General features: G+C 68.8%; 21 protein-coding genes and 1 pseudogene. 17 read left to right on the top strand and 5 right to left on the bottom strand.

Annotation, left to right across the window (positions count from 1 at the left end; all coding sequences use genetic code 11):
- Positions 1–114: 114 nt before the first annotated feature.
- The gene (locus QC385_RS35725; protein WP_279545536.1) at positions 115–3,123 is read right to left on the bottom strand and encodes a bifunctional [glutamine synthetase] adenylyltransferase/[glutamine synthetase]-adenylyl-L-tyrosine phosphorylase; all 3,009 of its coding nucleotides are present in this window, start codon (positions 3,121–3,123) and stop codon (positions 115–117) included.
- Between the two features lie 150 nt (positions 3,124–3,273).
- On the opposite strand from QC385_RS35725, the gene QC385_RS35720 reads away from it, so the two are divergent.
- Entirely contained in the window at positions 3,274–3,792 is a 519-nt protein-coding gene (locus QC385_RS35720) for a pyridoxamine 5'-phosphate oxidase family protein (protein WP_279545535.1), read from the top strand.
- 15 nt (positions 3,793–3,807) lie between these two features.
- Positions 3,808–4,254 carry a VOC family protein gene (locus QC385_RS35715; protein ID WP_279545534.1) on the top strand — a complete coding sequence of 149 codons (447 nt, stop codon included), beginning with the start codon at positions 3,808–3,810 and terminating at the stop codon, positions 4,252–4,254.
- A 179-nt stretch (positions 4,255–4,433) separates the two neighbouring features.
- On the opposite strand, the pseudogene QC385_RS44365 reads toward QC385_RS35715, so the two are convergent.
- Positions 4,434–4,520, bottom strand: a pseudogene (locus QC385_RS44365) (glutamine synthetase); the annotation flags it as partial.
- 533 nt (positions 4,521–5,053) lie between these two features.
- On the opposite strand from QC385_RS44365, the gene QC385_RS35710 reads away from it, so the two are divergent.
- Positions 5,054–5,836 (top strand): hypothetical protein, encoded by a 783-nt coding sequence (locus tag QC385_RS35710; protein WP_279545533.1) that lies wholly within the window; start codon positions 5,054–5,056, stop codon positions 5,834–5,836.
- A 61-nt stretch (positions 5,837–5,897) separates the two neighbouring features.
- Here QC385_RS35710 and QC385_RS35705 read toward each other — a convergent pair whose 3' ends face one another.
- Positions 5,898–6,680, bottom strand: a complete 783-nt coding sequence (locus tag QC385_RS35705; RefSeq protein WP_279545532.1) for a hypothetical protein — start codon at positions 6,678–6,680, stop codon at positions 5,898–5,900.
- Positions 6,681–6,885: 205 nt separating this feature from the next.
- Between QC385_RS35705 and QC385_RS35700 the strand changes: the two genes are divergently transcribed.
- Both QC385_RS35700 and QC385_RS35695 read left to right on the top strand, forming a co-directional pair.
- Positions 6,886–8,121 carry a helix-turn-helix domain-containing protein gene (locus QC385_RS35700; RefSeq protein ID WP_279545531.1) on the top strand — a complete coding sequence of 412 codons (1,236 nt, stop codon included), beginning with the start codon at positions 6,886–6,888 and terminating at the stop codon, positions 8,119–8,121.
- A 50-nt stretch (positions 8,122–8,171) separates the two neighbouring features.
- Complete coding sequence (locus QC385_RS35695; RefSeq protein WP_279545530.1) at positions 8,172–8,681, top strand: flavoprotein; 510 nt, start codon at positions 8,172–8,174, stop codon at positions 8,679–8,681.
- 216 nt (positions 8,682–8,897) lie between these two features.
- Here the strand turns inward: QC385_RS35695 and QC385_RS35690 are convergent, their stop codons facing one another.
- Entirely contained in the window at positions 8,898–9,293 is a 396-nt protein-coding gene (locus tag QC385_RS35690; protein ID WP_279545529.1) for a GntR family transcriptional regulator, read from the bottom strand.
- A gap of 518 nt (positions 9,294–9,811) precedes the next feature.
- Between QC385_RS35690 and QC385_RS35685 the strand changes: the two genes are divergently transcribed.
- The 12 genes from QC385_RS35685 (at position 9,812) to QC385_RS35630 (ending at position 21,545) form a co-directional block, all read left to right on the top strand.
- The gene (locus QC385_RS35685; RefSeq protein WP_279545528.1) at positions 9,812–10,069 is read left to right on the top strand and encodes a DUF6284 family protein; all 258 of its coding nucleotides are present in this window, start codon (positions 9,812–9,814) and stop codon (positions 10,067–10,069) included.
- Positions 10,066–11,175, top strand: coding sequence for a hypothetical protein (locus tag QC385_RS35680; protein ID WP_279545527.1), 1,110 nt, complete (start codon positions 10,066–10,068; stop codon positions 11,173–11,175). The genes QC385_RS35685 and QC385_RS35680 overlap by 4 nt, the downstream gene beginning before the upstream one ends.
- The gene (locus QC385_RS35675) at positions 11,172–11,507 is read left to right on the top strand and encodes an RRQRL motif-containing zinc-binding protein (protein WP_279545526.1); all 336 of its coding nucleotides are present in this window, start codon (positions 11,172–11,174) and stop codon (positions 11,505–11,507) included. Before QC385_RS35680 ends, QC385_RS35675 begins: the two co-directional genes overlap by 4 nt.
- A 106-nt stretch (positions 11,508–11,613) precedes the next feature.
- Entirely contained in the window at positions 11,614–13,212 is a 1,599-nt protein-coding gene (locus QC385_RS35670; protein ID WP_279545525.1) for a hypothetical protein, read from the top strand.
- A gap of 1 nt (position 13,213) precedes the next feature.
- A complete protein-coding gene (locus QC385_RS35665) occupies positions 13,214–15,325 on the top strand; it encodes an FtsK/SpoIIIE domain-containing protein (protein ID WP_279545524.1) in 2,112 nt (703 codons plus the stop codon).
- 213 nt (positions 15,326–15,538) lie between these two features.
- Positions 15,539–15,730: a hypothetical protein gene (locus QC385_RS35660; RefSeq protein ID WP_279545523.1), complete on the top strand. Its 192-nt coding sequence runs from the start codon at positions 15,539–15,541 to the stop codon at positions 15,728–15,730.
- 24 nt (positions 15,731–15,754) lie between these two features.
- Positions 15,755–16,267, top strand: coding sequence for a hypothetical protein (locus QC385_RS35655; RefSeq protein WP_279545522.1), 513 nt, complete (start codon positions 15,755–15,757; stop codon positions 16,265–16,267).
- Between the two features lie 81 nt (positions 16,268–16,348).
- On the top strand, positions 16,349–17,212 hold the full coding sequence (locus tag QC385_RS35650) for a deazapurine DNA modification protein DpdA family protein (RefSeq protein WP_279545521.1): 864 nt from the start codon (positions 16,349–16,351) through the stop codon (positions 17,210–17,212).
- A complete protein-coding gene (locus QC385_RS35645) occupies positions 17,209–18,045 on the top strand; it encodes a bifunctional DNA primase/polymerase (RefSeq protein ID WP_279545520.1) in 837 nt (278 codons plus the stop codon). Before QC385_RS35650 ends, QC385_RS35645 begins: the two co-directional genes overlap by 4 nt.
- A 2-nt stretch (positions 18,046–18,047) precedes the next feature.
- The gene (locus QC385_RS35640) at positions 18,048–19,523 is read left to right on the top strand and encodes an ATP-binding protein (RefSeq protein WP_279545519.1); all 1,476 of its coding nucleotides are present in this window, start codon (positions 18,048–18,050) and stop codon (positions 19,521–19,523) included.
- Between the two features lie 439 nt (positions 19,524–19,962).
- Entirely contained in the window at positions 19,963–20,202 is a 240-nt protein-coding gene (locus QC385_RS35635) for a helix-turn-helix transcriptional regulator (protein ID WP_279545518.1), read from the top strand.
- Positions 20,203–20,276: 74 nt separating this feature from the next.
- Positions 20,277–21,545: a tyrosine-type recombinase/integrase gene (locus tag QC385_RS35630; RefSeq protein ID WP_279545517.1), complete on the top strand. Its 1,269-nt coding sequence runs from the start codon at positions 20,277–20,279 to the stop codon at positions 21,543–21,545.
- A gap of 75 nt (positions 21,546–21,620) precedes the next feature.
- On the opposite strand, the gene glnA is transcribed toward QC385_RS35630, so the two are convergent.
- Positions 21,621–22,982: a type I glutamate--ammonia ligase gene (gene glnA / locus QC385_RS35625; RefSeq protein ID WP_279545516.1), complete on the bottom strand. Its 1,362-nt coding sequence runs from the start codon at positions 22,980–22,982 to the stop codon at positions 21,621–21,623.
- Positions 22,983–23,191 lie beyond the last annotated feature (209 nt).

The raw sequence follows: 23,191 nt of genomic DNA, 5'->3' as shown, positions 1-23,191 counted from the left end.
GGCTGGGGGAGTGCCGGGCGGACGCCCGCGTACTGGTTGTACGTGGGTGTTCGCCCGGTGCGGCGAGAGGGCGTGCCGGGCGTCGCGGGGCAGGCGGGACTTTGCGGACACGCCCTAGCGCTCCGTCACCCCGTAGAACAGCTCGTCCACCACGGCCCGGGCCCGGCGGGCCGTACGCCGGTACGCGTCGAGCATGTCGCCGGCATGGCCGGGTCCGTAGCCCAGGTACCGTCCCACGGCGGCCAGTTCACGCGGCTCCGTGGGGAACGTGTCGCCGGCCCGGCCGCGTACCAGCATCACCGCGTTGCGGACGCGGGTCGCGAGGACCCAGGCCTCGTCCAGGACCGCCGCGTCCTCGTCCGTGATCAGACCGGCCGTGCGGGCGGCGGCCAGGGCCTCGCGCGTCCGGGTCGTGCGCAGGCCCGGCTCGGACGCGCCGTGCCGCAGTTGCAGCAACTGCACCGTCCACTCCACGTCGGACAGACCACCCGGGCCCAGCTTGGCGTGCAGCTTGGGGTCGGCACCGCGCGGCAGCCTCTCGGACTCCATGCGGGCCTTCAGCCGCCGGATGTCGCGGACGGCCTCCTCGGCGAGCCCGTCCGCCGGGTAGCGCAGCGGGTCGATCAGCTCGATGAACCGGCGGCCCAGGTCCTCGTCCCCGGCGACGTGTTCGGCCCGCAGCAGCGCGTGCGACTCCCAGGTCAGGGACCACCTGCGGTAGTACGCCGCGTACGAGGTGAGGGTCCGCACGAGCGGGCCGGACTTGCCCTCCGGGCGCAGGTCGGCGTCGATGAGGAGAGGCGGGTCGGCGCTGGGGATCTGGAGCAGCCGGCGCATCTCGGAGACGACCTTGTTGGCGGCCTGCCCGGCCTCCCGCTCGTCGACGCCGTCGCGCGGCTCGTGCACGAACAGCACGTCCGCGTCGGAGCCGTAGCCCAGTTCATGGCCGCCGAACCGGCCCATGCCGATGATCGCGAACCGGGTGGGCAGACTGTCCCCCCAGCCGTCCCGCACGACCGCGCGGAGCGTACCGGCGAGGGTCGCGGCCGTCAGGTCCGACACCGCGCCGCCGACCCGGTCCACCAGGGCGCCAGGGTCGGTTTCGACGGGCTGCTCCTCGGTGCCGTAGGAGCCGACGATGTCGGCGGCGGCCGTACGGAACAGCTCGCGGCGGCGCACACCACGGGCGGCCGTGACCGCCTGGGCTGCCCCGTCGGCCCGGTTCACCGCGGCGAGTATCTCCTGCTCCAGATGGGCCCGTGAGCGCGGCTCCAGGCCGCCGCCGTCCCCGTCGCCCAGCAGCGCCACCGCTTCCGGGGCGCGCATCAGCAGGTCGGGCGCGAGCCGGCCGGCGGACAGCACGCGGGCGAGGTTCTGCGCGGCGGCGCCCTCGTCCCGCAGCAGCCGCAGGTACCAGGGCGTCTTGCCGAGCGCGTCCGACACCTTGCGGAAGTTGAGCAGACCTGCGTCCGGGTCGGCCGAGTCGGCGAACCAGCCCAGCATGACGGGCAGCAGGGTGCGCTGGATGGCGGCCTTGCGGGTGACACCGGACGCCAGCGCCTCCAGGTGGCGCAGGGCGGAGGCCGGATCGGCGTATCCGAGAGCGACCATGCGCTCCCGGGCCGCCTCGGCGCTCAACCGGGCCTCGCCGGTGGCGAGTTGGGCGACCGCGTCGAGCAGTGGCCGGTAGAACAGCTTCTCGTGCAGACGCCGTACGACGGTGGCGTGCCGCTTCCACTCGCGGAGCAGCTCGGCGACCGGATCGGTGCGCAGGCCGAGGGAGCGGCCGATGCGGCGCAGCTCGGCCTCGTCCTCGGGCACGAGGTGGGTGCGGCGCAGCCGGAACAGCTGGATCCGGTGCTCCATGGAACGCAGGAAGCGATAGGCCTCGTCGAGCTGGGCGGCGTCGGACCGGCCGACGTACCCGCCGGCGGCGAGGGCCTTCAGCGCGTCGAGGGTGGTGCCGCTGCGCAGCGAGGTGTCGGCCCTGCCGTGCACCAGCTGGAGCAGCTGCACGGCGAACTCGACGTCCCTGAGGCCGCCCGGGCCCAGCTTCAGCTGGCGGTCGACCTCGGCGACGGGGATGTTCTCCACGACCCGGCGGCGCATCTTCTGCACGTCCGGGACGAAGTTCTCGCGCTCGGCGGCCTTCCACACCAGCGGTTGGACGGCGGTGACGTACTCCGCGCCGAGGTCGAGGTCGCCGGCCACCGGACGGGCCTTGAGCAGCGCCTGGAACTCCCAGGTCTTGGCCCAGCGCTGGTAGTAGGCGAGGTGGCTGGAGAGGGTCCGCACGAGCGGGCCGTTCCTGCCCTCGGGCCGGAGGTTGGCGTCCACGGGCCAGATGGACCCCTCGACGGTCGTCTCCGAGCAGATCCGCATCATGTGCGAGGCGAGCCGGGTCGCGGCCCGGACGGCCTTGGTCTCGTCGGCGCCCTCGACGGCCTCCCCGACGAAGATGACGTCCACGTCCGAGACGTAGTTCAGCTCGTGGCCGCCGCACTTGCCCATCGCGATGACCGCGAGCCGGCACAGGGCGGCGTCCTCGGGCGCGACGGCCCCGGCGAGGCCGAGGGCGGCGCGCAGGGTCGCCGTGGCCAGGTCGGCGAGCTCGGCCGCGGACTCGGCGACGCCGGTGGTGCCGCACACGTCCCGGGCGGCGATGGACAGCAGGCAGCGCCGGTAGGCGACGCGCAGGGAGACGGGGTCGGTGGCCTGTGCGAGACCGGCCTCGAACTCCTCCACCCCGGGGTGCAGGTCGTACGCCTCGTACATGACGAGCGCCTGCCAGTCGTCCGGGTGCCGGGTGAGGTGGTCGGCGAGTGCGGTGGAGGCGCCGAGCACACCGAGCAGCCGGTCGCGCAGCGGCTTGGACGAGATCAGCGTGTCGAGCAGCTGCCTGCGGGCGCCGGGATCCGGCTGGGCCTCCAGCAGCCGGACCAGCCCGAGCAGCGCGAGATCGGGGTCGGCGGTGGCGCCCAGCGCGTCCAGCAGCACCGGGTCGTCGCGCAGGGGCGCGAGCTCGGCGCTGTCCAGGAGCCGCTCGGCGGCGGAGGCGTCGGTGAAACCGTGCCGCAGCAGCCGCGTGAAGGTACTGCTCCTGCGCCCCGGCGCCGCCGTCATCCGGGCCTCCCTCGCACTGTTCCTCGGACTTGCATCGGATCAAGGTCGTGTGGCTTTGAGCCTAACCGCACGGGCCGGGGGAAGCGCCGATGAGTTCGGCGGGCGGACGGGGTCTGCACCTGTGAAAAGCCACAGGCCGGGAGGACGCTCATGACCACCATGCACCCCGAGACCCGTCTGGACCGCCGCTACAGCGACGAGACAGCCACCGCGACCGACTGGCAGGAGGCCGAGGCGCGGCTCGCGGCCGCCGAACTGTTCTGGATCACCACGGTGCGCCCCGACGGCCGCCCGCACGTCACCCCGCTGCCGGCGGTCTGGTCGGACGGCGCCCTGCACTTCTGCACGGGCCCGGAGGAGCGCAAGGCCAGGAACCTCTCCGAGAACCCGCACGTCGTGCTGACCACCGGCACGAACACCTGGAACCAGGGCTACGACCTGGTCGTCGAGGGCGAGGCGACGCGCGTGACCGACGACGGGCGCCTACGCGAACTGGCCGCCGCGTGGGAGGCGAAGTACGGCGTTTTCTGGCACTTCGAAGTACGGGATGGCTATTTCCACCACGGCGCGGGACACGCGGCCGTCTACGCGGTGGCGCCGCGCACCTGTTTCGGGTTCGGTAAGGGGGAGCCGTTCAGCCAGACGAGGTGGCGGTTCACCGATGCCTGACGAAGGAGTCACGCCATGGACTTCACACTCGAAGTCATCCCGTTGCCGGTGACCGACATCGACCGTGCCCGGGACTTCTACCGGGACAAGGTCGGCTTCCACGTGGACATCGACCAGGAGGTCATGCCCGGGATGCGGATCGTCCAGCTGACGCCTCCCGGCTCCGGCTGCTCGATCGCCCTCGGCGACTCGATCTGGGAGATGACCCCGGGCCCCACCCCGGCGCCCGGCTCCTACCAGGGCCTGCAACTGTGCGTCGCCGACATCAAGGCGGCCCACGCGGAACTCGTCGAACGCGGCCTCGACGTCTCGGAGCCGGTCCAGTACGCCCCCGACGACGGCGCCACGTTCATGCACTTCACGGACCCGGACGGCAACGGCTGGGCGATCCAGGAGTACCGCCGCCGGGCGACGGAACCGCTGCACCAGTTGCTGGCGGACCTCAAGCGGCAGGGGGGCTGACCGGGCACACGACGACTCCGGCAACGCGTACCTGGACTCGTGCGTGGAGTGTCTGGAGCCGGAGGTGGCGGAGTTGCGGCGGCTGCTCGGGGAGGCCTCGAAGCCGGAGAAACGGACGAGGGGCCGGCGGTCGATGACCGCCGGCCCCTCTCCCCGCTCGTCAGGAGACGGCACCGCCCTTACAGCGCGGGCAGGTTCTTCCGCAGCTCGAACGCCGTGACCTCGCTGCGGTACTCCTCCCACTCCGACTTCTTGTTCCGCAGGAAGTGACTCCGGACCGGAGCGACCTGAGGTGATCGACGTTGGCGCAGCGCGGGCCTTGTATCGAGCGGTCGTCAGGGGTCGTCGTTGGCTGTTGGGGGCCGCCCTTCGACGGCCCACAGACGGCCCGTGGTCCGCCGCACGAGTACTCGTGACAGCCCAGCCAGTCCATCAGAAAACTTGCAGCACCCACGTCCCCAGATGGCCACTCAGCCGCCGCTCACCAGCATCGATTCTTCAATCAGGCAGTGATGTCGGACATGAGATGGCATGATCGGTCAATGTGATCGGCCAGATGAAGCGACGCATCGACGCGAGGCAATCCAGGGCAGCCCAAAGCCTCATAAATGAACTACAAGATAGCCTGGCGGAGTTGTCCCTCCCTCCGGCTTCACGGCAGATGCGCGCTCTACTCCGCGCTCGCTCTTATCGAAGCTGGTTAGTACCAATAATCGGGCTCTCTTGCACTTTTTTTGCCCTCAGCTGGGTTGACGGAATGATTACGAATTACATCAAGGGTGACGCCCAGCGTACTTACATGGGTTTCACTCCAGCAGCCATTCAGGGGTGGGACACAGTACAAAGCGGTCACTTCAGAAGTCTCACCGAGACCATTACCTCCCCCGTCGTCAGGGCGATAGCAGGCGCCGCAGCATGGACTGCTATTCAGTGGATTCCGCCAGTCATTGCTTATCGCACAGCAATGGGGCAAAGAGGGTCCCTCTCCAAGAAAATGCGCACATTTCGCCGCTACAGCGCGCTGGACGGACTTGCGCATGCCGTGACAGCCTGCGCCAAGGTCAAAAGAGCGAGTTTAGCGCGGCGCCCTGACGCCATGCGGGAACTCTCGAAGCAGATGAGTCGGGTCGAGGACGGGATCCTCTCCCTTCACCGTTACAGTGACCAACTACCCGTCCGGTCGCACCGAAAACGTGCGGTGAAGAAGCACGCCCAACTGGTTGTCTCCCAATTACGGAAGGCTGAAACTCGCGTCGATAAGGAAGGGGACATTGCGCTGACACCCCTGGCTTGCCTGCTTATGAAGATCAGCAACCGCTCTATAGAGGGAAGAATGGGCGCACTTCTTGATGAAGAGGACTTTGACACCGAGCTGATACCGGTGCGTGACTGGGAACCATTGAGGCTGGCCGTATCCGCAGTCTTGGTCGCTGGCTGTGCGATCGGTGTGGGACTTCTTTCCCTTCCCAATGGAATTGACACCTATGTAATCGGCGGATGCGGCGTTGCCATTCTTGCCATCCTGTACGGGCGCCGCGTTCATGGCCTTCTAGGAGTGCTTAACACGATCCGCGGAGTCTAAGTGCAACCCCTTCCCGTATGGAAAACGGAGGCTGAAGCCGTCAAGCAAGGGCGGCACTTCGTCACTTGCCCCAAAGATCGTTAACTGCTGTAGCTATAGCGCCCAGGGTTGCTAGTGCGGTCAGAGGAATGGTAACGGCGGCAATTTTCTCCCCGTTGGAAAGTCGCGCCCACCATGTACCTCTTGGCATATCTACATCAACTTTCAACTGCGCCCGGAGCGCCCGACGCTTCAAGAATTGAAAGAATGGAAAAAGCAATCCGAAGGAGAACGCCAAGGTCATGAAGATGTTGAAGAAGGTTTGATTCCTGGGAGCCTTTTCTGCTCTTCTAACGCAGTCCGCAACGGTTTCATTATCCACGCCATGAATCACAAAGAATGTGCCGAGCCCCACAAAGAAGGCGAGAGTCAGCAAGGTGACGGTGTTCTCATACTTGGGAGAACTGAAGACCGCACCACGCGAGACCAGAAATTTTTCGATCCTTGCTATCTGGCCAAACGCCCAAGTTGTATCTGACCCCGAGACATTAACCTCAGTTCTCTCCTTGTCTATGGTTATCTTCACCCCTCTGTCCTGGGATGGGGTGCTAGCTTGGAGCGTGAGATTTGCCCAATCCCCATGAATTTCTGGTGCTTCGCGCTGAACGGTGGCAACGAGCTCTTCCAGGGAGGACTTCCAGAATAGTGTCTCTCCGGCCGTAGTTGAAATTTTCACCTCCGGCACAGGTATCCCCTCGCACGCCATTGCGAACATACTGTCGAGATCGCCTTTTCCCAACTGGCATTGATAAAAGACCTTTCGAAGATTCGTCTGCTGTCCTGACGGGCTAGCCGGTGTCGTCATGTTCCAGATGATGCCTTCAACTGAGGCCACTGGGCACGGCCTTTGGGCATCTTCGTCCTTCGATGGACCCGGACACTGTGTCCGGGTCTCTCACCGTTCAGTCCCCCACGCTGCATCTAACCAAGCAGCGACCGAGGTCAGCTACCAGCCCCGTCACCGACTCGGTACCGTGAAGCAAGCCCCCAACAACAGGAGGCAGCACGCAATGCGTGGTCTCGGAGATCACCTCAGCATCGGCGAACGGATCGCGTTCTACCGCAAGCGTCGCGGCTACACGCAAGAGGTCTTGGCCGGACTGGTCGGCCGAAGCACCGACTGGTTGGCGAAGATCGAGACGGGGCGCCGGAAGCCTCCCCGGATCGACATGCTCGCGGAGCTCTCGCGCGTCCTACGCGCGCCCCTCGGGGACCTGCTCGGTCAAACCGTGCTCATGGAGGACGAGAAGCAGCAGGACGACGTTCCGGCCGTGCGCGACGCACTCATGAGCCCGCGCCGGCTGTCTCGTCTGCTCTTCGGTCCCGAGGCTGAGGTGCAGCTCCCCACCCCCGCGCCCGTGGCTGTGCGTGTGGAGCAGGCCTGGAACGACTACCAGGGTGGGCGGCTCGGCAGCGTCATCGCCGCACTCCCCGCTCTCCTCCAGACCGCCCAAGAGCTGGAGGAGCGAGCCGCCCGGCGCGGCGAGGACCGTAGCGACTGCTGGGCAGTGTCGGCCCGTACCCACCACCTCGCAGCAACGACCCTCGCGAAGATCGGCGAATCGGACATCTCATGGCTCGCTGCCGAGCGCGCGATGCGTGCCGCAGACGAGTCTGACGACCCGCTCGTGTTGGCGTCCGCCGCACGGTCCGGCACACACGCCCTACTGGCCAACGGCCGCTACGACGACGCGTTGGAGCTGGGCAACACGGCCGCCGCGTGGCTCTCGTCTCGGGTGACCGAGAACGACCCTGCGGCACTGAGTTTGCTGGGGATGATCCACCTGCGGGCCGCCGTCGCAGCGGCCCGCCACCAGGACCGGCCCACCGCAACCGGTCTGTTGGACCGAGCCGAGGAACTCGCGGATGATCTCGGCTCGGATGAGAACTACTGGCAGACCGGCTTCGGACCCACGAACGTCCTGCTTCACCGTTTGTCGGTTGAGCTGGACCTCGACAACGTGTCGTACGTGGTGGAACACGGCCGGATCAACGTCGACCACATGCCGCAGGAACGCAGCGTGTCGCACCGCATCGACTTCGCGCGCGCCCTCTCGCTCAACGGACAGGGCGATGAGGCGTTCACGGAACTCCGCACGGCGGAACGCACATCGCCGCAGCTCGTGCGCAACAATCCGAGGGTGCGCGAGACGCTGCGGGATCTAATCAAGCAATCACCAGTCACCGGCGGCTCGCGATCGTCCGAGGTGTTCGTGATGGCTCAACGGTGCAGGGCGGTGCAGTGAGTGCAGGCAAGCGTGGGGTGCTCGGAGTCGTCGGGTCGGCGGCTGGAGGCGTGGAGGCGCTGCGTACCGGTCTGGTTGGGCCCGCGATGGAGCGCGGATGGCAGGTGGCTGTCACGCTGACGCCGACCGCAGGCCAGTGGCTACGGGTGAGCGGCGAGGTCGAGCGGTTGGAGAAGCTGACCGGTCTGCCCGTGCGCGACGAACCGCGTGTGCCTGGCGAGGCACGACCGCACCCACCGGTTGACTGCTACGTCGTAGCCCCCGCATCGGCCAACATGGTCGCCAAGCTCGCCACGGGCCTGATGGACAACCAGGCTCTGACTCAAGTGGGCGAGGCAATTGGCACCCTCGGGTTGCCGGTCGTCGTCTTCCCTCGGGTGAATGCAGCGCACGCCCGCCACCCCGCATGGCAGCGCCACATCGACATCCTGCGGGCGGGGGGCGTACGCATCATCGACGACCCCCAGGTGTGGCCGCTGTACGAGCCGCGCGAGGCGCCGGCGGGGCGTGAACTTCCCTGGGGCGCAGTACTAGAGGCCGTGAACGAAGTAGCCAAATGACCAATCGCCAACACCCCTGACCTGCAAGAAAACAGGACCCGGACACTCTGTCCGGGTCCTCTGCCGTTCACGGCTACATGCTCATTGGCATGTCAGGGATCAATGAGCAAGGCGGCGAGCCGGAAGGCGAAACACCTGCTGAACTCGCCCCACCGAAGGCGAGTTTGAGCAAGACGCGTGTCGAGGTCGAACGACTGCTGAGGCGTGCGGACGGACTCACGGCGAAGGTGGAGTCTCGCTTCCCACAAGTCGCTCAAGCCGATCAAGCCGCTCCCCGAACGAACGGAGAGCGTCATGAATCGTGCTGAGTTCCGCGGCCAAGGCCGCGAAAGTAGGGCTACTGCCCGGCTCGGTGCCGAGAGGTACCGCAGGATCACGGACGAACGTCCCGCGTCCCTGCTGGGTGAGGATCAGCCCCTCGTCGCGAAGTTGGCCATACGCACTCTGAACTGTCATGAGCTGCACGCCAAGCTCCTTGGCGAGCGAGCGGGCAGCGGGAAGCCGGTCCCCCGGGCCGTACTCACGATCGGGGCCCGTGATCTTCTCGCGGAACTGCGCAGCAATCTCCTTGGCCATTGGCGTGGGCTTGGGCACTTCGGGGCTCTGCTCCATACCTCCGAGAGTAGCCGGACCTAGGTCAATCTCCCCTTCCTCTACCGCGCTCCCTTGACAGACAGATTGACCTAAGTCAATCTGAACACATGCCGGATGTGAGGCCCAAAAGGGCTTCGCGGTCTGTGTCAGTGCCCGGAAGCAAGGCCCGGATTCCGCACTGCGAAGAACTCAACAGAGTGCCGACCCAGCCACCTGAACACGGGTGGTCGATGGGTGCGGGTCACCATCCCGACCACCCATGTCGGGCCGGGTGACCTGCCCGGATCCGCCCCTCGGGGCGGTGACTGGCATTGCGTGATCTGACATCCGCAGAACCTTCGCGGGGCGTTCGATGCCCTGCCTGAGTACCAGTGCTCACGGTCCCCGACACCTCTGCTGTACGCGGCGTGAGGTGTCGGGGAGCCGCGGTCGCTCGTGCTTCGCGAGAGGACCTGTCCCCGTACGGCGGGCGGCTCCCGGGGTGCCTCCCGGGAGCCGCTGTTCGGGCCGTACCTACTGCTAGGGAGACACGACCCATGAAGCTCATCGTTGCTGTTCAGGAGCCCGTTACCGATGGCCTTCCCGACGCGGAGCCGTCCTGGCGGGAGCTCCACGCCATCGAGTTGGAGCGTCCGCTGATCGATGCGGAGATGGACTTGCTGGACGTCCAGATCAGCCTGTTGGACCAGCCGGCATCGGAGCTGGATCAGCGGCGTCTGCGGCGGGCCGCGAACAAGGTCTTGGTCGCCCGCCGCACGGTCGCCAACCGACTCGGGACGGGAGAAGTTGCATGACCGGCACTCCCGTCACGGCGTTGCCGCGCAAGCTGACCCGCGGCCAAGCGCTCGTGCTGACCGCGGCGTTCGTGCCTATGGTCGCGACCGGCGGGTTCGGTGCAATCGGCACGTTCTCCAACATCAGCCACATGTACGGCAAGGGCACGGCGGCCGGTGCGGTCGCGGCGGGTGAGGGCGCCACCGCGGTCCTCGCGCTGGTCCTGCTCGGTCTGACGATGCTGGGCCAGGCATCCCCGTGGCCGGTGCGCGCCGGGCTGTGGGCCCTGCCGGCCGCGGCGTCGGCGATGTCGGCGATGGCCGCCCCGGATGCGGGCCGCATGGTCATCTACGCGCTGACCCCGATGGGCATGTCCGTGTCCGCCGAGGGCGCCGCGTTCCTCGCGCGTCGAATCGTCGTCCACCGAGATGGTCGCGATCCGGAGGCCGAGCGCAAGACGGCTGAGCTTGTTCAGGCTCTCGCCTATCACCGGGCCCGTGCCGCCAACCACCCCGACGCCAAGGTGCAGGCACAATCGGAGCGAGAGTCGTGGAAACTCGCAGAGAAGGTCGGCGTCGGTGACGTCACGCTCGGGGCGCGGCTGGTGGATGTGCAGCGCGAGCGCGTCACCGAGGGCGCGGATGCCGCCCTGGCCGCCATGTTCGGCACGCCCGTGACGCCGACCGTCACGCCCCTGGAATCCACCTCCGCGACTGCCCCGGCCCTGCCCCCCTCGGACACCGCCCGGGACGCAGAAGACACGCAGGTCAACGGCCCGCGCCCCGGCCCGCACAGTGAGTGTGACGACGGGCGTGACGCCACCGTGACGCCGGACGTCGAACCGCCCGCCGACGACACCGAGCCGTCACGGGAGGAGGACCTTCGCCTCCCGGCCGTGACGCTCGCGGACGTGGCGATGGTCGCGGGTGTGACGGTCCCCGAGCCGGGGGCCACGCTCTCGGACGCTCAGCTGGTCGTGGTGCTGCGGTTCCTGCGGCACTCGCAGAACCCTCCGCTGTCGTATCGGCAGGCCGCGACGGAGTTCCGGGGGCAGGGCTTCAAGGGCGCCGAGGACCGGGTGCGTGAGGCGTGGACCACGCTCATGGCCGCCGAGAGCACGTCGTGAGCCTGCCCGTCTACCGCTGGCGCCTGGCCCCGGACGGTTACGCGACCTACCGGCAATTGCGCGCCCTCGGTCTGCGGCCCGGCGGGCAAGACGTCGCCGCCCAGCTCGAGCGCCCGCGGCGCCGGCGCGGTCCGCTGGTCGCCTACCTGTACCGCATCGACCTGGCCAAGCCGGTGCGTCCGATGACGCCGGGCCGGTGGGCGGCCCTGGCCAAGGCCAACGCCGCCCGCCGCGTCTGCCCCGATTGCCGGCGCGACGTCGGCTACGTCATCCCGCCCTCGCTGGGCACGTGCGGCTCCTGCGCCGCCCCCGAGGAACAGTGCGCCGCCTGACATCCCCTGTTGAACAGCGCATCCCCAGACCGGCGCAGGACCCGAACGCACCTTCTCACCAGCTCGTTCGGGTCCTGCTTTTCACTCCGGAAGGAGTGCTCTCAGCATGACCGACATCAGTACGGAAGCGGTAGTGGCCCCCGCCACCACCGACACCCCACCCACCCCGGCTCCCACACAGGCTGTGGACAAGGCGGATGAGCAGAAGAACATTCAGGTAGAGGACGCTCCGGGTGGTTGGCCGGTCGCGCCGCTGGCCCTGTCCGGGGCCAACGCCACGGTCTCCACGATCGCGGGGGCGGGGCTGGTCGGCGGGCCGGTCGCCGCGGTGGTCGCCGCGACGGGCATGGTCGTGTTCGGCACCCTTGCCTCCTACCGCAGTCGCAACCCGCGCCCGAAGCAGGCTGCGCGTCGGGCCGCCGCGCGTACCGCTGCTCGCCAGCACTCCGCCCAGCACCGTTCCGGTGGCCTCAACGCCGCCGGTCGTAAGACCGGTTCAGGTGTCGGTCGCACGGCTGGCGGGTCGGGCAAGGTCCCCGGTCAGAAGCGGCGCGGACCGGGCGCCGGGCTGGGGCGTGGCGCGGCTGGTCATGGACGGTCCGGGGCGGCCAAGCACAGTGCTCCGGTCTCCCTGAACAAGCCCGCCGGGCTCAAGAGCGGCGGTCGTGGCGGTGCGGGGGGCGCGCTGTCCAAGGCGGGGCAGGTCAAGGCGCTGCGGAAGGCTCAGAAGCAGGCTGGAGCGTCCCGCGCGCAGAGGCGTGAGCAGACCTCTGCGGCCCGGCGCGCGGTGGCCGACGCTCGCCGCAATCTCCCCAAGCCCCACAAGGCGCGGTCGCGGTCGCGTGGTCTGGCCGGTCGGATGCTCGGCGGTGCGGGCCGTAAGGCGCGTGCGGTGAAGCAGGCGGCCATCGCCAAGCATCGGGCGAGCCGGGACGCGGCCACCGCGCGGAAGGTGGCCGACGGGCGGTCCAGCGTGCGCAAGGCGCCCGCCCGGCAGGCCGCGAGGAAGGCCCTGCGCCGCTCTGCAGCACGCTTCCACGGGCGCCGCGCCCTGGCCGCACTGCTCGCGCTCCCGATCGGTCTCCTCGGCTTCCTGTCCAGTCCGTTGGGCCGGAAGTTGGGCCTGCCCTGGCTCGTTCACCCCGGCCGGCGCCTGTACCGACAGCTGACCGGCGCGGCCCGTAAGCAGCGCGCCGAGCGCGATACGGCGATCCGTGAGGAGCAGGCCGCCGCGGAGGACGCGGCAGAGCAGGAGGCCGCCAAGGACGTCACCGACGGGCTCGGAGACCGGGTGGAACGCCCGGCCGGACCTGTCCCGAACAACACCGAAGGCACGTCGACCAGTAGCGAAGGAGAGCACGTGTCCGGATTCCAGTTCGAAGAGCACGCCGCCGAGATGGAGCAGGCCGCCCAGGCCTACGACCCCGAGAACGCCATGGAAATCCTCGCCATGGTCGAAGGGCTCCCGGCCGCGCTGACCAGCGTGGCGAACGTGATGAAGACCCTCGCCGAGCGCGCCGACAGTGAGTTCCCGCTGGAGAAGGAGGTCGCGGACGGCTTCAACGACATCTTCGGCGCCCTGATGAGCGCGGTCGCGGTCGCTGAGGACATGGGCCCGCTGTTCCGGCAGGCCCACGAGCAGGACATCGCCCGTCACGAGGACCCCCGCAACGGCCCCGAGGCCGAGAAGGGCTGGAACGTCTGACATGAGTGCCACCACTGCCGCGAACAAGAAGAAGCAGGCGGACAGTGGCCCGGTGCTGGACTGGAGTGCCGGTCACGGACCCGTGACCGGCGCCCTGTCCGCGACCACCGGAGCCCTGGCCATCGCCACAACCGGCGCCGCGACCGGCATGCCGCCCCTGTGGGCGCTCGCCGTGGGCGGCGCCGGCGCCCTCGGTCACACCGTGGCGGGGCTCAAGGTCCGCAACGCGGGCCGCACCCTCGCCTTCAAGGCCGCGTCATGGCTGGTCGGCGCCGGGTGGACAACCTGGGCCATGGCCAGCGGTCCCCTGTCCTGGGCCGCCCTCGGGTCGCTCGCCACCCTCGGAGTGGGCATGGGCGCTGGCGCCCGCTCCGTCGCCCTGTACGAAGAGGCCCGCGAGGAAGAGGCCTTGGCCGCGGAGCGTCGCCAGATTGCGCAGGAGATGAGTGCGGAGCGGCGCCAGATCGCCGTTGAGTGGGTGGAGCGGATCCGCCGGATCTGCAACATCACCGTGCGCGTGCTGGCCGTGGAGATGTGGGAGACCGGCAACGGCTACTCCCTCGATCTCGAACCGCAGGGCGGCACCACCTACGACCGCATCGCCCAGTACGCTGCGGCGCTGTCGGCGGACGCGAAGCTGCCGCACGGCTGCACCGCCGCGGTCGGCCCCGGCGTACACCAGGGCCGGGCGATCGTGGACGTCACCACCTGCAACGTCCTCGCCGAAGCGCGCACCTACCCCGAGGACTACACGCCGCTGTCGATCCTGACCGGCATCCCCTGGGGGTTCCGCACCAACGGTGACGACGTACTCGCCTACCTGCGTGAACAGTGCGCTCTGGTCGTCGGGCCGACCGGATCGGGCAAGACGAACATGCTGCACACGATCCTGGCCGGACTCGCCCGCGCCGAGGACGTCCTCACGTGGGTGATCGACCTGAACGCCGGGTCGGCCGGCCTGCCCTGGGTGCGGCCCGCTCTGAGTGGCGAGCTCAAGCAGGCGGACGGGAATCCGGTGCGGCCCGGCGTGGACTGGCTCGCCGGCACATACGAGGAAGCGCTGAAGCTGCTGGACGCGGCGATCGCGGTCGGTCTGCACCGCAAGCGCGCCTATCAGGAGCTGATGGCCAAGCACGACACCGACCTGCTGCCGGTGAGCGCGAAGATTCCCCAGATCATGCTGGTCATCGACGAGGGCGCGGAGATCCTGGTCAGCACCGACCGGCGGATGAAGGAACTCGCCAAACGGATCTATGAGTTCATCCGCATGCACCGCTCCATGGGTGGTCGCACGATCATCACCGCGCTCGGGGCGACGGGCAGCGTGCTGGGGAACCTACTCATCCGCCGTGAGGCCAAGGTCCGCGTCGCCCTGACCGGTGGCGAGACCGAGGGTATGGACCTCTCCAAGATGTTCCCCGGCCGACGCGGGCTGCGCGTGGATCAGGCGCCCTTCAAGGGTGCCGGCTTCATGGGAACCCCTGAGTCGCCGGGCGCGCTGTTCAAGGCGTGGCGGATCAAGCCCTCACAGATCCGCGACATCACCGTCGCCACCAGCGACCGGCACCCGCGCCTGGACGCGGTGTCCGCGAATGCCGCGGGCGCCGACTACGCGCGGCGGTGGGACGCGGAGCGCACGGCGTGGATGCGCGACCTCACCCCGGAAGCGACCGGCGCCGAGCAGTGGGCGCCCGACGCCGGGGGCGGGTTGAACCTGTCCGCACTGCGCACCGACCGCACGGGGACGTCGGGCGGGGACGACGACCTGTTGCGCCGGTTCCGCGAGGAGATCGACGCCCAGTTCGCCACCGCCCCCGACACCCCGCCGCCGGCATCCTCGGGGCTGGACCTGTCCGCACTGCGCAAGGAGCAGGAGCAGGACAGTCCCGCGCAGCGGGCCGCGCTCGCCGCGCTCCTCGCCGCGGGCCCGGAAGGGACGGGCGCGTCTGCGATCGCTCGTGCGCTGGCGGACGAGTACGGCACGACGAGGCAGACGGTCGTGGGCTGGCTCAAGACGTGGGCCGACGAGGGCACCGCGGTGCGGGTCGGAGAGGGCACCAAAGCCCGCTACGTCCACCGCGATCACATCCCTGAGTCGCCCTCGGGCGAGTAGTGCTTGTCGCTTGTCACCCGTCCCACACGCACACCCGTTCTCGGGGTGTCGTGGGGGGCGGAAACGGCTTGTGACCTGCGAGGCGACAAGCGACAAGACAAGCAAGGCGACAAGACAAGCGACAAGCCGCACGACAAGTCAGACGACAAGCCATCGGCGGGCAGCACCCGGGTTCGGGTACTGCCCGCCGGCCGTTGCCCAAGGGGGCCGCTCGTGATCGTGACCCTGTCCGCCGTCGCCCTCTTCGGGCTCCTGACGTTCGGCCTCATCCGCTCCCGCTACGTCGGCCCGGGCGCCGCGCTCGCGGTGTTCCTCTTCGGGTTCTTCACCGCCGACACCGGAGCCTCCACCGCCATCCGCGCCGCCATACAGGCCCTCATCAACGCCGCATCCGCCATCGCCTGACCCACCGGAAGGGAGACAGCTGCCGTGAGCGAGACCGAGAACGCCGCCACCGACTGGTGGCCGCGCATGACCGACGCCGAAACCAACGCCGAAGCCCGCCGGATCATCGACGACGCCTACCGGCCCGCGCCGATTGCCCCGATGCCAACCCAGTTCCGCGACCCCGCGCCGCTGCCGGCCTACGGGCCCACTCCGCCCGTCCCGCAGCCGGATCACCGGATGGTGCCGGCGTGGGCCGCGGGCACCGCGGTCGCCGGGATCGGTACAGGCGCCGCGTTCGTTGGCGTCGGCTGCGGGATCTGGCTCGCCTGCCAGGGATTCGCCGCCGTGACCCTGGCCAGCGTCCTGTTCGTCACCCTCCCCATCGCCGCCGTGGCCGCGGTCGCCGCCGCGATCGGGTCGGCCTTGAAGGCGCTCAGGGGCGTCCGCACCGTAACCCACCACCACTACACCGGCCCGGTCCGCCAGGAGACCAACACCATCACCGCACCCGCCTACGGGCTCATCGCCCGCAACCGCAACGAACTCCACCGCTGACAACGCCAAAGGCGGCCCTCTCTCGCCAAAGACCGGGCCGCCCTTGTCCAGCCCGCTTACACCGAACTGGAGACCTCCAGCATGACCCAACACACCACCGTCCCGCGAGCATTACCGCCGGGAGCTCCCGCCGCGAGCGGGATGCGCTTCTACCTGACCACCCATAAACGGCACTGGCTGCGCTGGACCGACGTGCCGCTGTTCCTGAAGTCCGAGCATTGGGACCGCGCCGTCAAGTGGGACGAAGCCCGGGGCCCCTACGCCGTTGACTCCGGCGGTTTCATGGAGTTGAAGGATAAGGGCACGTGGACGCGACCGCCCCGCCAGTACGTGCAGGATCTACGCCGCATCTGGGAACACGTCGGCCCCTACGACTGGGCCGCCCCGCAGGACTGGATGTGCGAGAAGGCCATCATCGAGGGCGGATGGTTCGGCGGGCAGTGCTTCGTCGGCACCCACCTCAGCGTGGAAGAACACCAACGCCGCACCGTCGCCAACTTCCTCGAACTGCGCTCCCTCGCCCCCGATCTGCGCATCGCTCCTGTCGTGCAGGGCGACAGCATCCCGGCCTACGAACACTGCCTTGAGCTGTACGACAAGGCCGGAGTCGACCTGCGGGCCGAACCCGTCGTAGGCCTCGGCTCGGTGTGCCGGTTGCAGTCCACCCGCCAGGGTGCCGCGATCGTGACCGCGATGGCCTCGCACGGGCTGCGCCTGCACGGCTTTGGATTCAAGATCCTCGGCCTGGAACGCGTCGGGCATCTGCTGGCCTCCGCCGACTCCGCGGCCTGGAGCTCCCACGCGCGGCGCCGCCCGCCCCTGCCCGGTCACACGCACAAAAACTGCGCCAACTGCATCGACTACGCCCTGGAGTGGCGTCAGCGCGTGATCGACGCGGTCCCCACCCACCGGCAGACGCTGCTGACCGACCGGAGTGCGGCATGAAGGCACTGGACATCGCATTGGACCTGGCCGCGAGCGGCATTCCGCCCCTGCCCCTGCGGGTGGGCAAGGTCCCGTTCGGCAACTGTCGCAGGTGCGCCAACAATGCATGCGGCGGCCGCCCCAACATGAAGACCCCGGGACCGTGCGCCTGCCCCAGGCCCTGCCACGCGTGGGCTGCCGCGACCACCGATCCGGACGTCATCACCTCGGGGTCCTGGCGCCGCGCATGGCTGCAAGCCGAGGCGGTCGCTTATCACCCGGGCGGTGCGGGGATGACGGTCGTGGATCTCGACAATGCCGACGCAATCGCCTGGGCCCGCGAGCACCTGCCCGCCACGCAGACCGTGCCCACCACCCGGGGTGAGCACTGGCTCTACATCGGTCGGATGCAGTCCGCGAACGCGGTCCGACCTGGCGTGGACATCAAGTCGACCATGGCCTACGCCCGCTGGCTCGGGTTCGGCACCGGCACCATGACCGCCTTGCCGGACGCCGTGCGCGCGCTGGCTGCAAGCAAGCCCGCGCCGGTCGGGCCCCCGCCTCCGACCGCCACGGCGCCCGCGCCGGCCGGGGGCGGTCAGTGCCGTCACCGCACGCCCGCCTTCCTGGAGCGCGGGATCGCCATGGCGGAACAGCGCATCACCAGAGCAAGCGAGGCGGTCCACACGACCGTTTACCGCACGTTCCTGGCCGTGCTGTCCACGCACGGCCAGTGCGGCTGCCTCGCCGAGGACCACGTCGCGCGCCTGTTCACCGCCGCGCAGGCCAAGGGCGAGACCGCCCGGCACTGCACTGACGCGTGGACCAACGCCCGCAATCGGTTGGGACTTTGAGCATGGACGACGACGACAAGAACCCGGCCCGGAAGGTCATCGCGGACTACGCCCAAGAGCGCTTCCGCTACTTCCGCACCGCAGACGGCACCGTCTACGCCCAGCGCAAGGGCCACCCCGTGGCCCGCCCCATCCGCTCCCAGGGCACCACCGGAAGCCACCGCCAAGAACTCATGGTCGGCCTGTTCAAGGACGGACTCGGCACGTTCAACGGCACCGCCATGAAGGAGGCACTCGACTTGATCGAAGCACTCGCCCTCACCGAGCAGGTCCAGCCCGTCCACATCCGCGTCGCCCCCGGCTTGGACGGGGCCACCTGGCTGGACCTGGGCCGCAACGACGGCCAGTCGGTCCGCATCCACCCCACCGGCTGGGACATCCGCACCCCCGACCCCAGCGAAGTGTGCTGGCGGCGCACCCAGCTCACCGGCGAACTGCCGCTCCCTGCCCAGGACACCAACGGCAAGGGCATCGACCTGCTCTTTCGGCTGTGCAACTTCGCCAACGCCGAAACCGAGTGCCTGGCCATGGCCTGGCTGATCGGTTGCCTGGAACCCTCCGTGCCCGTCCCCGCCCCCTTCCTCACCGGCCCCCAAGGCGCGGGGAAGTCCACCGGCGGGCGGATGCTCATCCGGCTCATCGAGGGCATGACCGGCGACCTGCGCCGGGCCCCGAAGGACGAGGACAACCTGATCGCGGCCGTGGCCGCGGGATGGGTCACCGCGCTGGACAACCTCTCCCACATGACCCCGGACCTGTCCGACGCCATGTGCTGCATCGTCACCGGAGCCGAGAGCGTCAAGCGCGCCCTGTTCACCGACGGAGACGTCTTCCGCGCCCGCTACCGCCGCCCCCTGCTCCTGACCGGCATCGACGTCGGCGTCATCCGACCCGACCTCGCCGAACGCCTCCTACCGCTCCGCCTCGAACGCCCGAAGGTGCGGCGCACCGAAGCGGAGCTGTGGACGGAGTACGCCGAAGCCCTTCCCATCATGCTCGGCTCCCTGCTGGACCTGACCGTCAAGGTCCGCGCCGCCACCGCCGAGACGCCAACCGACCTGCGAATGGCGGACTTCGCCCACCTGTGCGCGCAGCTCGACGAGGCCATGGGCCTCGGAGCTCTGGCGGCCTACCGGGCCGGGCTAGACGACCTCAACGACGACGTCATCGAGGGCGACCTGCTCGCGCAGACCGTGCTCCAGTACGCCGCCGGCATGCAACCCGGGGCACAGGAGCGAATGACGTCCGCAGAGTGGCTGCACCTGCTCACCCGGCTCTACAGCGGCGAAGACTGCCGCCCGCTACCCAAGGGGTGGCCGACCACCGGCAAGGTCCTCTCCGACCGGCTCAAGCGCCTTCAGCCCACCCTCGCCGCCCGCGGCCTGGTCGTGGACTGGGGACGCACCCGCGAGGCCCGCTACATCGAGCTCACCGAACCCGCGCCGGCACCCGGGCCGCAACAGGAGCCCGCGTTCTGAACGCGAGGTCACCGCACAACAGCAAGAAGAGCACCCGGGCCGACGCGGCGATGGGTGCTCCTCTTGCTGTTCGGTGCGCAGCACCGCCCGAAGGACGTGCCGCGCAGCGGCTCCTTCTTCGCGTTCTAAGGCGCGCACAACAACAGACACCACCCCCTCTTTTTCCTAAGTAGGGGAACGCTGCGTCACCTGCGTCACACGCGACGGAAAACGGCCCCTGACCAGCCGAAAAGAGCGTGACGCAGACCCGATCCGTCTGCGTCATCCTGCGTCACCTGCGTCACGCCCCGGTGACGCAGGTGACGCGGCGGTGACGCACCTCAACCGCGCTCCGTCACAGATTTCCGCAGGTCAGATGCCTGAATGACGCAGGTGACGCTGTGACGCAGAAATCTGAACCTCGGACAAACGCGCCATGCTCTCTCCGCTTGGAGCCCCTATGGCAAAGCCGAAAGACCCAGACCCCCGTGCCACTCTCCGAGGCGGCCTCCCGGACCGGTACCTCACCCCGGACGACATCGCCGAGATGTTCGAGGTGCCCCTAGAAACCGTCTACCAGTGGCGCAAGAAGCGCACCGGCCCGCGCGGCTTCCGCATCGGCAAGCACCTTCGCTACGACCCCGCCGACGTACGGGCCTACGTCGACCAGCGCAAGCACGCCGAAACCGCCGCCGCCTGACCGAACACCCACCACACAGCAGGGAGAGCCGCCGGGCGGCTCTCCCTGCCGCATGTCGAGAGGATCACTGCCTGATGGCAGGCCACATCCAAGACCGGTGGTACAAGACCGAACCCGACGCCGGTGGCAAGCCCCGTCGCGTACGTACAGACCGCCACGGCACCGGGATGCGCTACCGCGCTCGCTACATCGGCCCGGACGGAACCGAGAAGAGCAAGTCATTCCCCGACGGACAGAAGCGGCTGGCCGATCAGTGGCTCGCCCACATTGAGGCGGACATGTCTCGGGGGCAGTACGTGGACCCAGCAGCGAGCCGAGTGACATTCCGGCAATACGCCGAGAAGTGGCTGAACACGCAGACCACCGACATGACCACGCGAGAGTCAGTGGAGTCCGCGATTCGCGGCCACGCCATCCCCTACCTGGGACCGCGACCGCTCGGCTCGTTCAAGCCGGAACACATCCGGGATTGGCTCAGCGAACTGGAACGGGCTGTCCCTGCGTCGTCGTACCGGCGCGTGATCTACAACAACGTGTCGACGGTCCTCAACGCGGCGGTGGACGACGGTCATCTGTCGAAGAACCCGTGCCACGCGCAATCGGTGCGTCCGCCTGCTGCGGGAAGTGGCCGCGTTGTGCCGTGGAGCGCAGAGCGCGTCTTCGCTGTACGAGCGGCATTGCCGGAGCGATACCGCGCGACGGTCGACCTCGGAGGCGGATGCGGACTGCGGCAAGGGGAGATCTTCGGGTTGCCCGTCGATGCAATCGGCTTCGACTCCGGATGGCTGCACATCGCGAACCAGGTGAAGGTGACGAAAGACGGTCTCGTGTTCGCCCCACCGAAGCGAAACAAGATCCGCGACGTTCCCTTGCCGGACCGCGTGGCGCACGTCCTCAAGCAGCACATGGAGGCGTTCCCCCCGGTAGAGATCACCCTGCCGTGGCTCCGGGTGGACGGTCCGCCTGTCACGAAGCGGCTGCTGTTCACCCGCCTCGACGGCGCGGGGGCGGTTCGGCGTACCGACTTCAACGTCCGCGCGTGGAAGCCTGCGCTCGTGGCCGCTGGGGTGATCCCCGCGCCGAATCCGGGAGAGCGTCACCAGGCTGCCCGCGAACACGGCATGCACGCTCTCAGGCACTTCTACGCCTCGGTCCTCCTGGACGCCGGCGAGAACGTCAAGGCGCTGAGCAACTACCTCGGACACAACGATCCGGGGTTCACGCTCCGGGTCTACACGCACCTCATGCCGAGTAGCGACGCACGAGCCCGGAAGGCCGTGGACGGCCTGTACGAGGGCACCGATCCGGCGCCGGACGGCCCAGAGACGGCCCAGGGTCGGTGAGACGCCATGAGGCCGACGGTCCGCGACCGTCGGCCCCATCTGCACAATCAGCGCGAAACCTGCTTTGACCTGCGCCTACAGCACCGGCAGGCTCTTGCGCAGCTCGAACGCCGTGACCTCGCTGCGGTACTCCTCCCACTCCGACTTCTTGTTCCGCAGGAAGAAGTCGAAGACGTGCTCGCCGAGCGTCTCGGCGACCAGGTCGCTGCGTTCCATCAGGGTCAGGGCCTCGCCGAGGTTCTGGGGCAGCGGCTCGATGCCCATCGCGCGGCGCTCGGCGTCGGAGAGGGCCCAGACGTCGTCCTCGGCGCCCGGCGGGAGCTCGTAGCCCTCCTCGATGCCCTTCAGGCCGGCGGCGAGGAGGACGGCGTAGGACAGGTACGGGTTCGCGCCGGAGTCCAGGGAGCGGACCTCGACCCGGGCCGAGCCCGTCTTGCCGGGCTTGTACATCGGGACGCGGACCAGCGCCGAGCGGTTGTTGTGGCCCCAGCAGATGTACGAGGGGGCCTCGCCACCCGCGCCCGCCGTGCGCTCCGCGCCGCCCCAGATGCGCTTGTAGGAGTTGACCCACTGGTTGGTGACGGCGGAGATCTCCGCCGCGTGCCGCAGCAGGCCCGCGATGAAGGAGCGGCCCACCTTCGAGAGCTGGTACTCCGAGCCCGACTCGTAGAAGGCGTTGCGGTCGCCCTCGAAGAGGGAGAGGTGGGTGTGCATGCCGCTGCCGGGGTGCTCGGAGAACGGCTTCGGCATGAAGGTCGCCTGGACGCCCTGCTCCAGCGCCACCTGCTTCATGACCAGGCGGAACGTCATGACGTTGTCGGCCGTGGAGAGCGCGTCGGCGTAGCGCAGGTCGATCTCCTGCTGGCCCGGCGCGCCCTCGTGGTGGGAGAACTCGACCGAGATGCCCATCGACTCCAGCATGGTGATCGCCTGGCGGCGGAAGTCCATGCCGACGTTGGTCGGGGTGTGGTCGAAGTAGCCGGAGTTGTCGGCGGGCGTCGGACGGCTGCCGTCCAGCGGCCGGTCCTTCAGCAGGAAGAACTCGATCTCCGGGTGCGTGTAGAACGTGAAGCCCAGGTCGGAGGCGCGGGCCAGGGCGCGTTTGAGCACGTAGCGCGGGTCGGCGAAGGACGGGGAGCCGTCCGGCATGAGGATGTCGCAGAACATGCGGGCCGTGCCCGGGGCCTCCGCGCGCCAGGGCAGGATCTGGAAGGTCGACGGATCCGGCTTGGCGATCATGTCGGACTCGTAGACCCGGGCGAAGCCCTCGATCGCGGAGCCGTCGAAGCCGATGCCCTCGTCGAAGGCCTGTTCCAGTTCGGCCGGGGCCACGGCGACGGACTTGAGGAAGCCCAGCACGTCCGTGAACCACAGGCGTACGAACCGGATGTCGCGCTCCTCCAACGTCCGGAGCACGAACTCCTGCTGCTTGTCCATCTTCCGCTTCCCCATCCTTGCTGGTCAGGCCGCCTGTCTTCCGTACCACGGGAGGCGGTCGGGCACCTGAGCATCCCACCACACCACCATTTCGTACGCGTTGCGCACCATGATCGCCCGGGCGGCCCGGGGCCGAACGCCTCACGTACGGCGGGTGAACTGCTCTTCCGCCCATAGTGCCTGCTCGCACCGGCATCCGTAACGGCCGG

The organism is Streptomyces sp. DH10 (assembly GCF_029813805.1).
Lineage (GTDB): Bacteria > Actinomycetota > Actinomycetes > Streptomycetales > Streptomycetaceae > Streptomyces > Streptomyces coeruleofuscus.
Note: the sequence above shows the minus strand (reverse complement) of the source record. Positions and strands in the feature narration are given on the sequence as shown.

Coding starts and splice junctions, on each gene's coding strand:
- QC385_RS35720 (WP_279545535.1), top strand. CDS start 3,274: ATGACCACCATGCACCCCGAGACCCGTCTGGACCGCCGCTACAGCGAC.
- QC385_RS35680 (WP_279545527.1), top strand. CDS start 10,066: ATGACCGGCACTCCCGTCACGGCGTTGCCGCGCAAGCTGACCCGCGGC.
- QC385_RS35645 (WP_279545520.1), top strand. CDS start 17,209: ATGAAGGCACTGGACATCGCATTGGACCTGGCCGCGAGCGGCATTCCG.
- QC385_RS35665 (WP_279545524.1), top strand. CDS start 13,214: ATGAGTGCCACCACTGCCGCGAACAAGAAGAAGCAGGCGGACAGTGGC.
- QC385_RS35630 (WP_279545517.1), top strand. CDS start 20,277: ATGGCAGGCCACATCCAAGACCGGTGGTACAAGACCGAACCCGACGCC.
- QC385_RS35710 (WP_279545533.1), top strand. CDS start 5,054: ATGGGTTTCACTCCAGCAGCCATTCAGGGGTGGGACACAGTACAAAGC.
- QC385_RS35715 (WP_279545534.1), top strand. CDS start 3,808: ATGGACTTCACACTCGAAGTCATCCCGTTGCCGGTGACCGACATCGAC.
- QC385_RS35705 (WP_279545532.1), bottom strand. CDS start 6,680: ATGACGACACCGGCTAGCCCGTCAGGACAGCAGACGAATCTTCGAAAG.
- QC385_RS35685 (WP_279545528.1), top strand. CDS start 9,812: ATGAAGCTCATCGTTGCTGTTCAGGAGCCCGTTACCGATGGCCTTCCC.
- QC385_RS35690 (WP_279545529.1), bottom strand. CDS start 9,293: ATGGAGCAGAGCCCCGAAGTGCCCAAGCCCACGCCAATGGCCAAGGAG.
- QC385_RS35670 (WP_279545525.1), top strand. CDS start 11,614: ATGACCGACATCAGTACGGAAGCGGTAGTGGCCCCCGCCACCACCGAC.
- QC385_RS35640 (WP_279545519.1), top strand. CDS start 18,048: ATGGACGACGACGACAAGAACCCGGCCCGGAAGGTCATCGCGGACTAC.
- QC385_RS35635 (WP_279545518.1), top strand. CDS start 19,963: ATGGCAAAGCCGAAAGACCCAGACCCCCGTGCCACTCTCCGAGGCGGC.
- glnA (WP_279545516.1), bottom strand. CDS start 22,982: ATGGACAAGCAGCAGGAGTTCGTGCTCCGGACGTTGGAGGAGCGCGAC.
- QC385_RS35700 (WP_279545531.1), top strand. CDS start 6,886: ATGCGTGGTCTCGGAGATCACCTCAGCATCGGCGAACGGATCGCGTTC.
- QC385_RS35725 (WP_279545536.1), bottom strand. CDS start 3,123: ATGACGGCGGCGCCGGGGCGCAGGAGCAGTACCTTCACGCGGCTGCTG.
- QC385_RS35650 (WP_279545521.1), top strand. CDS start 16,349: ATGACCCAACACACCACCGTCCCGCGAGCATTACCGCCGGGAGCTCCC.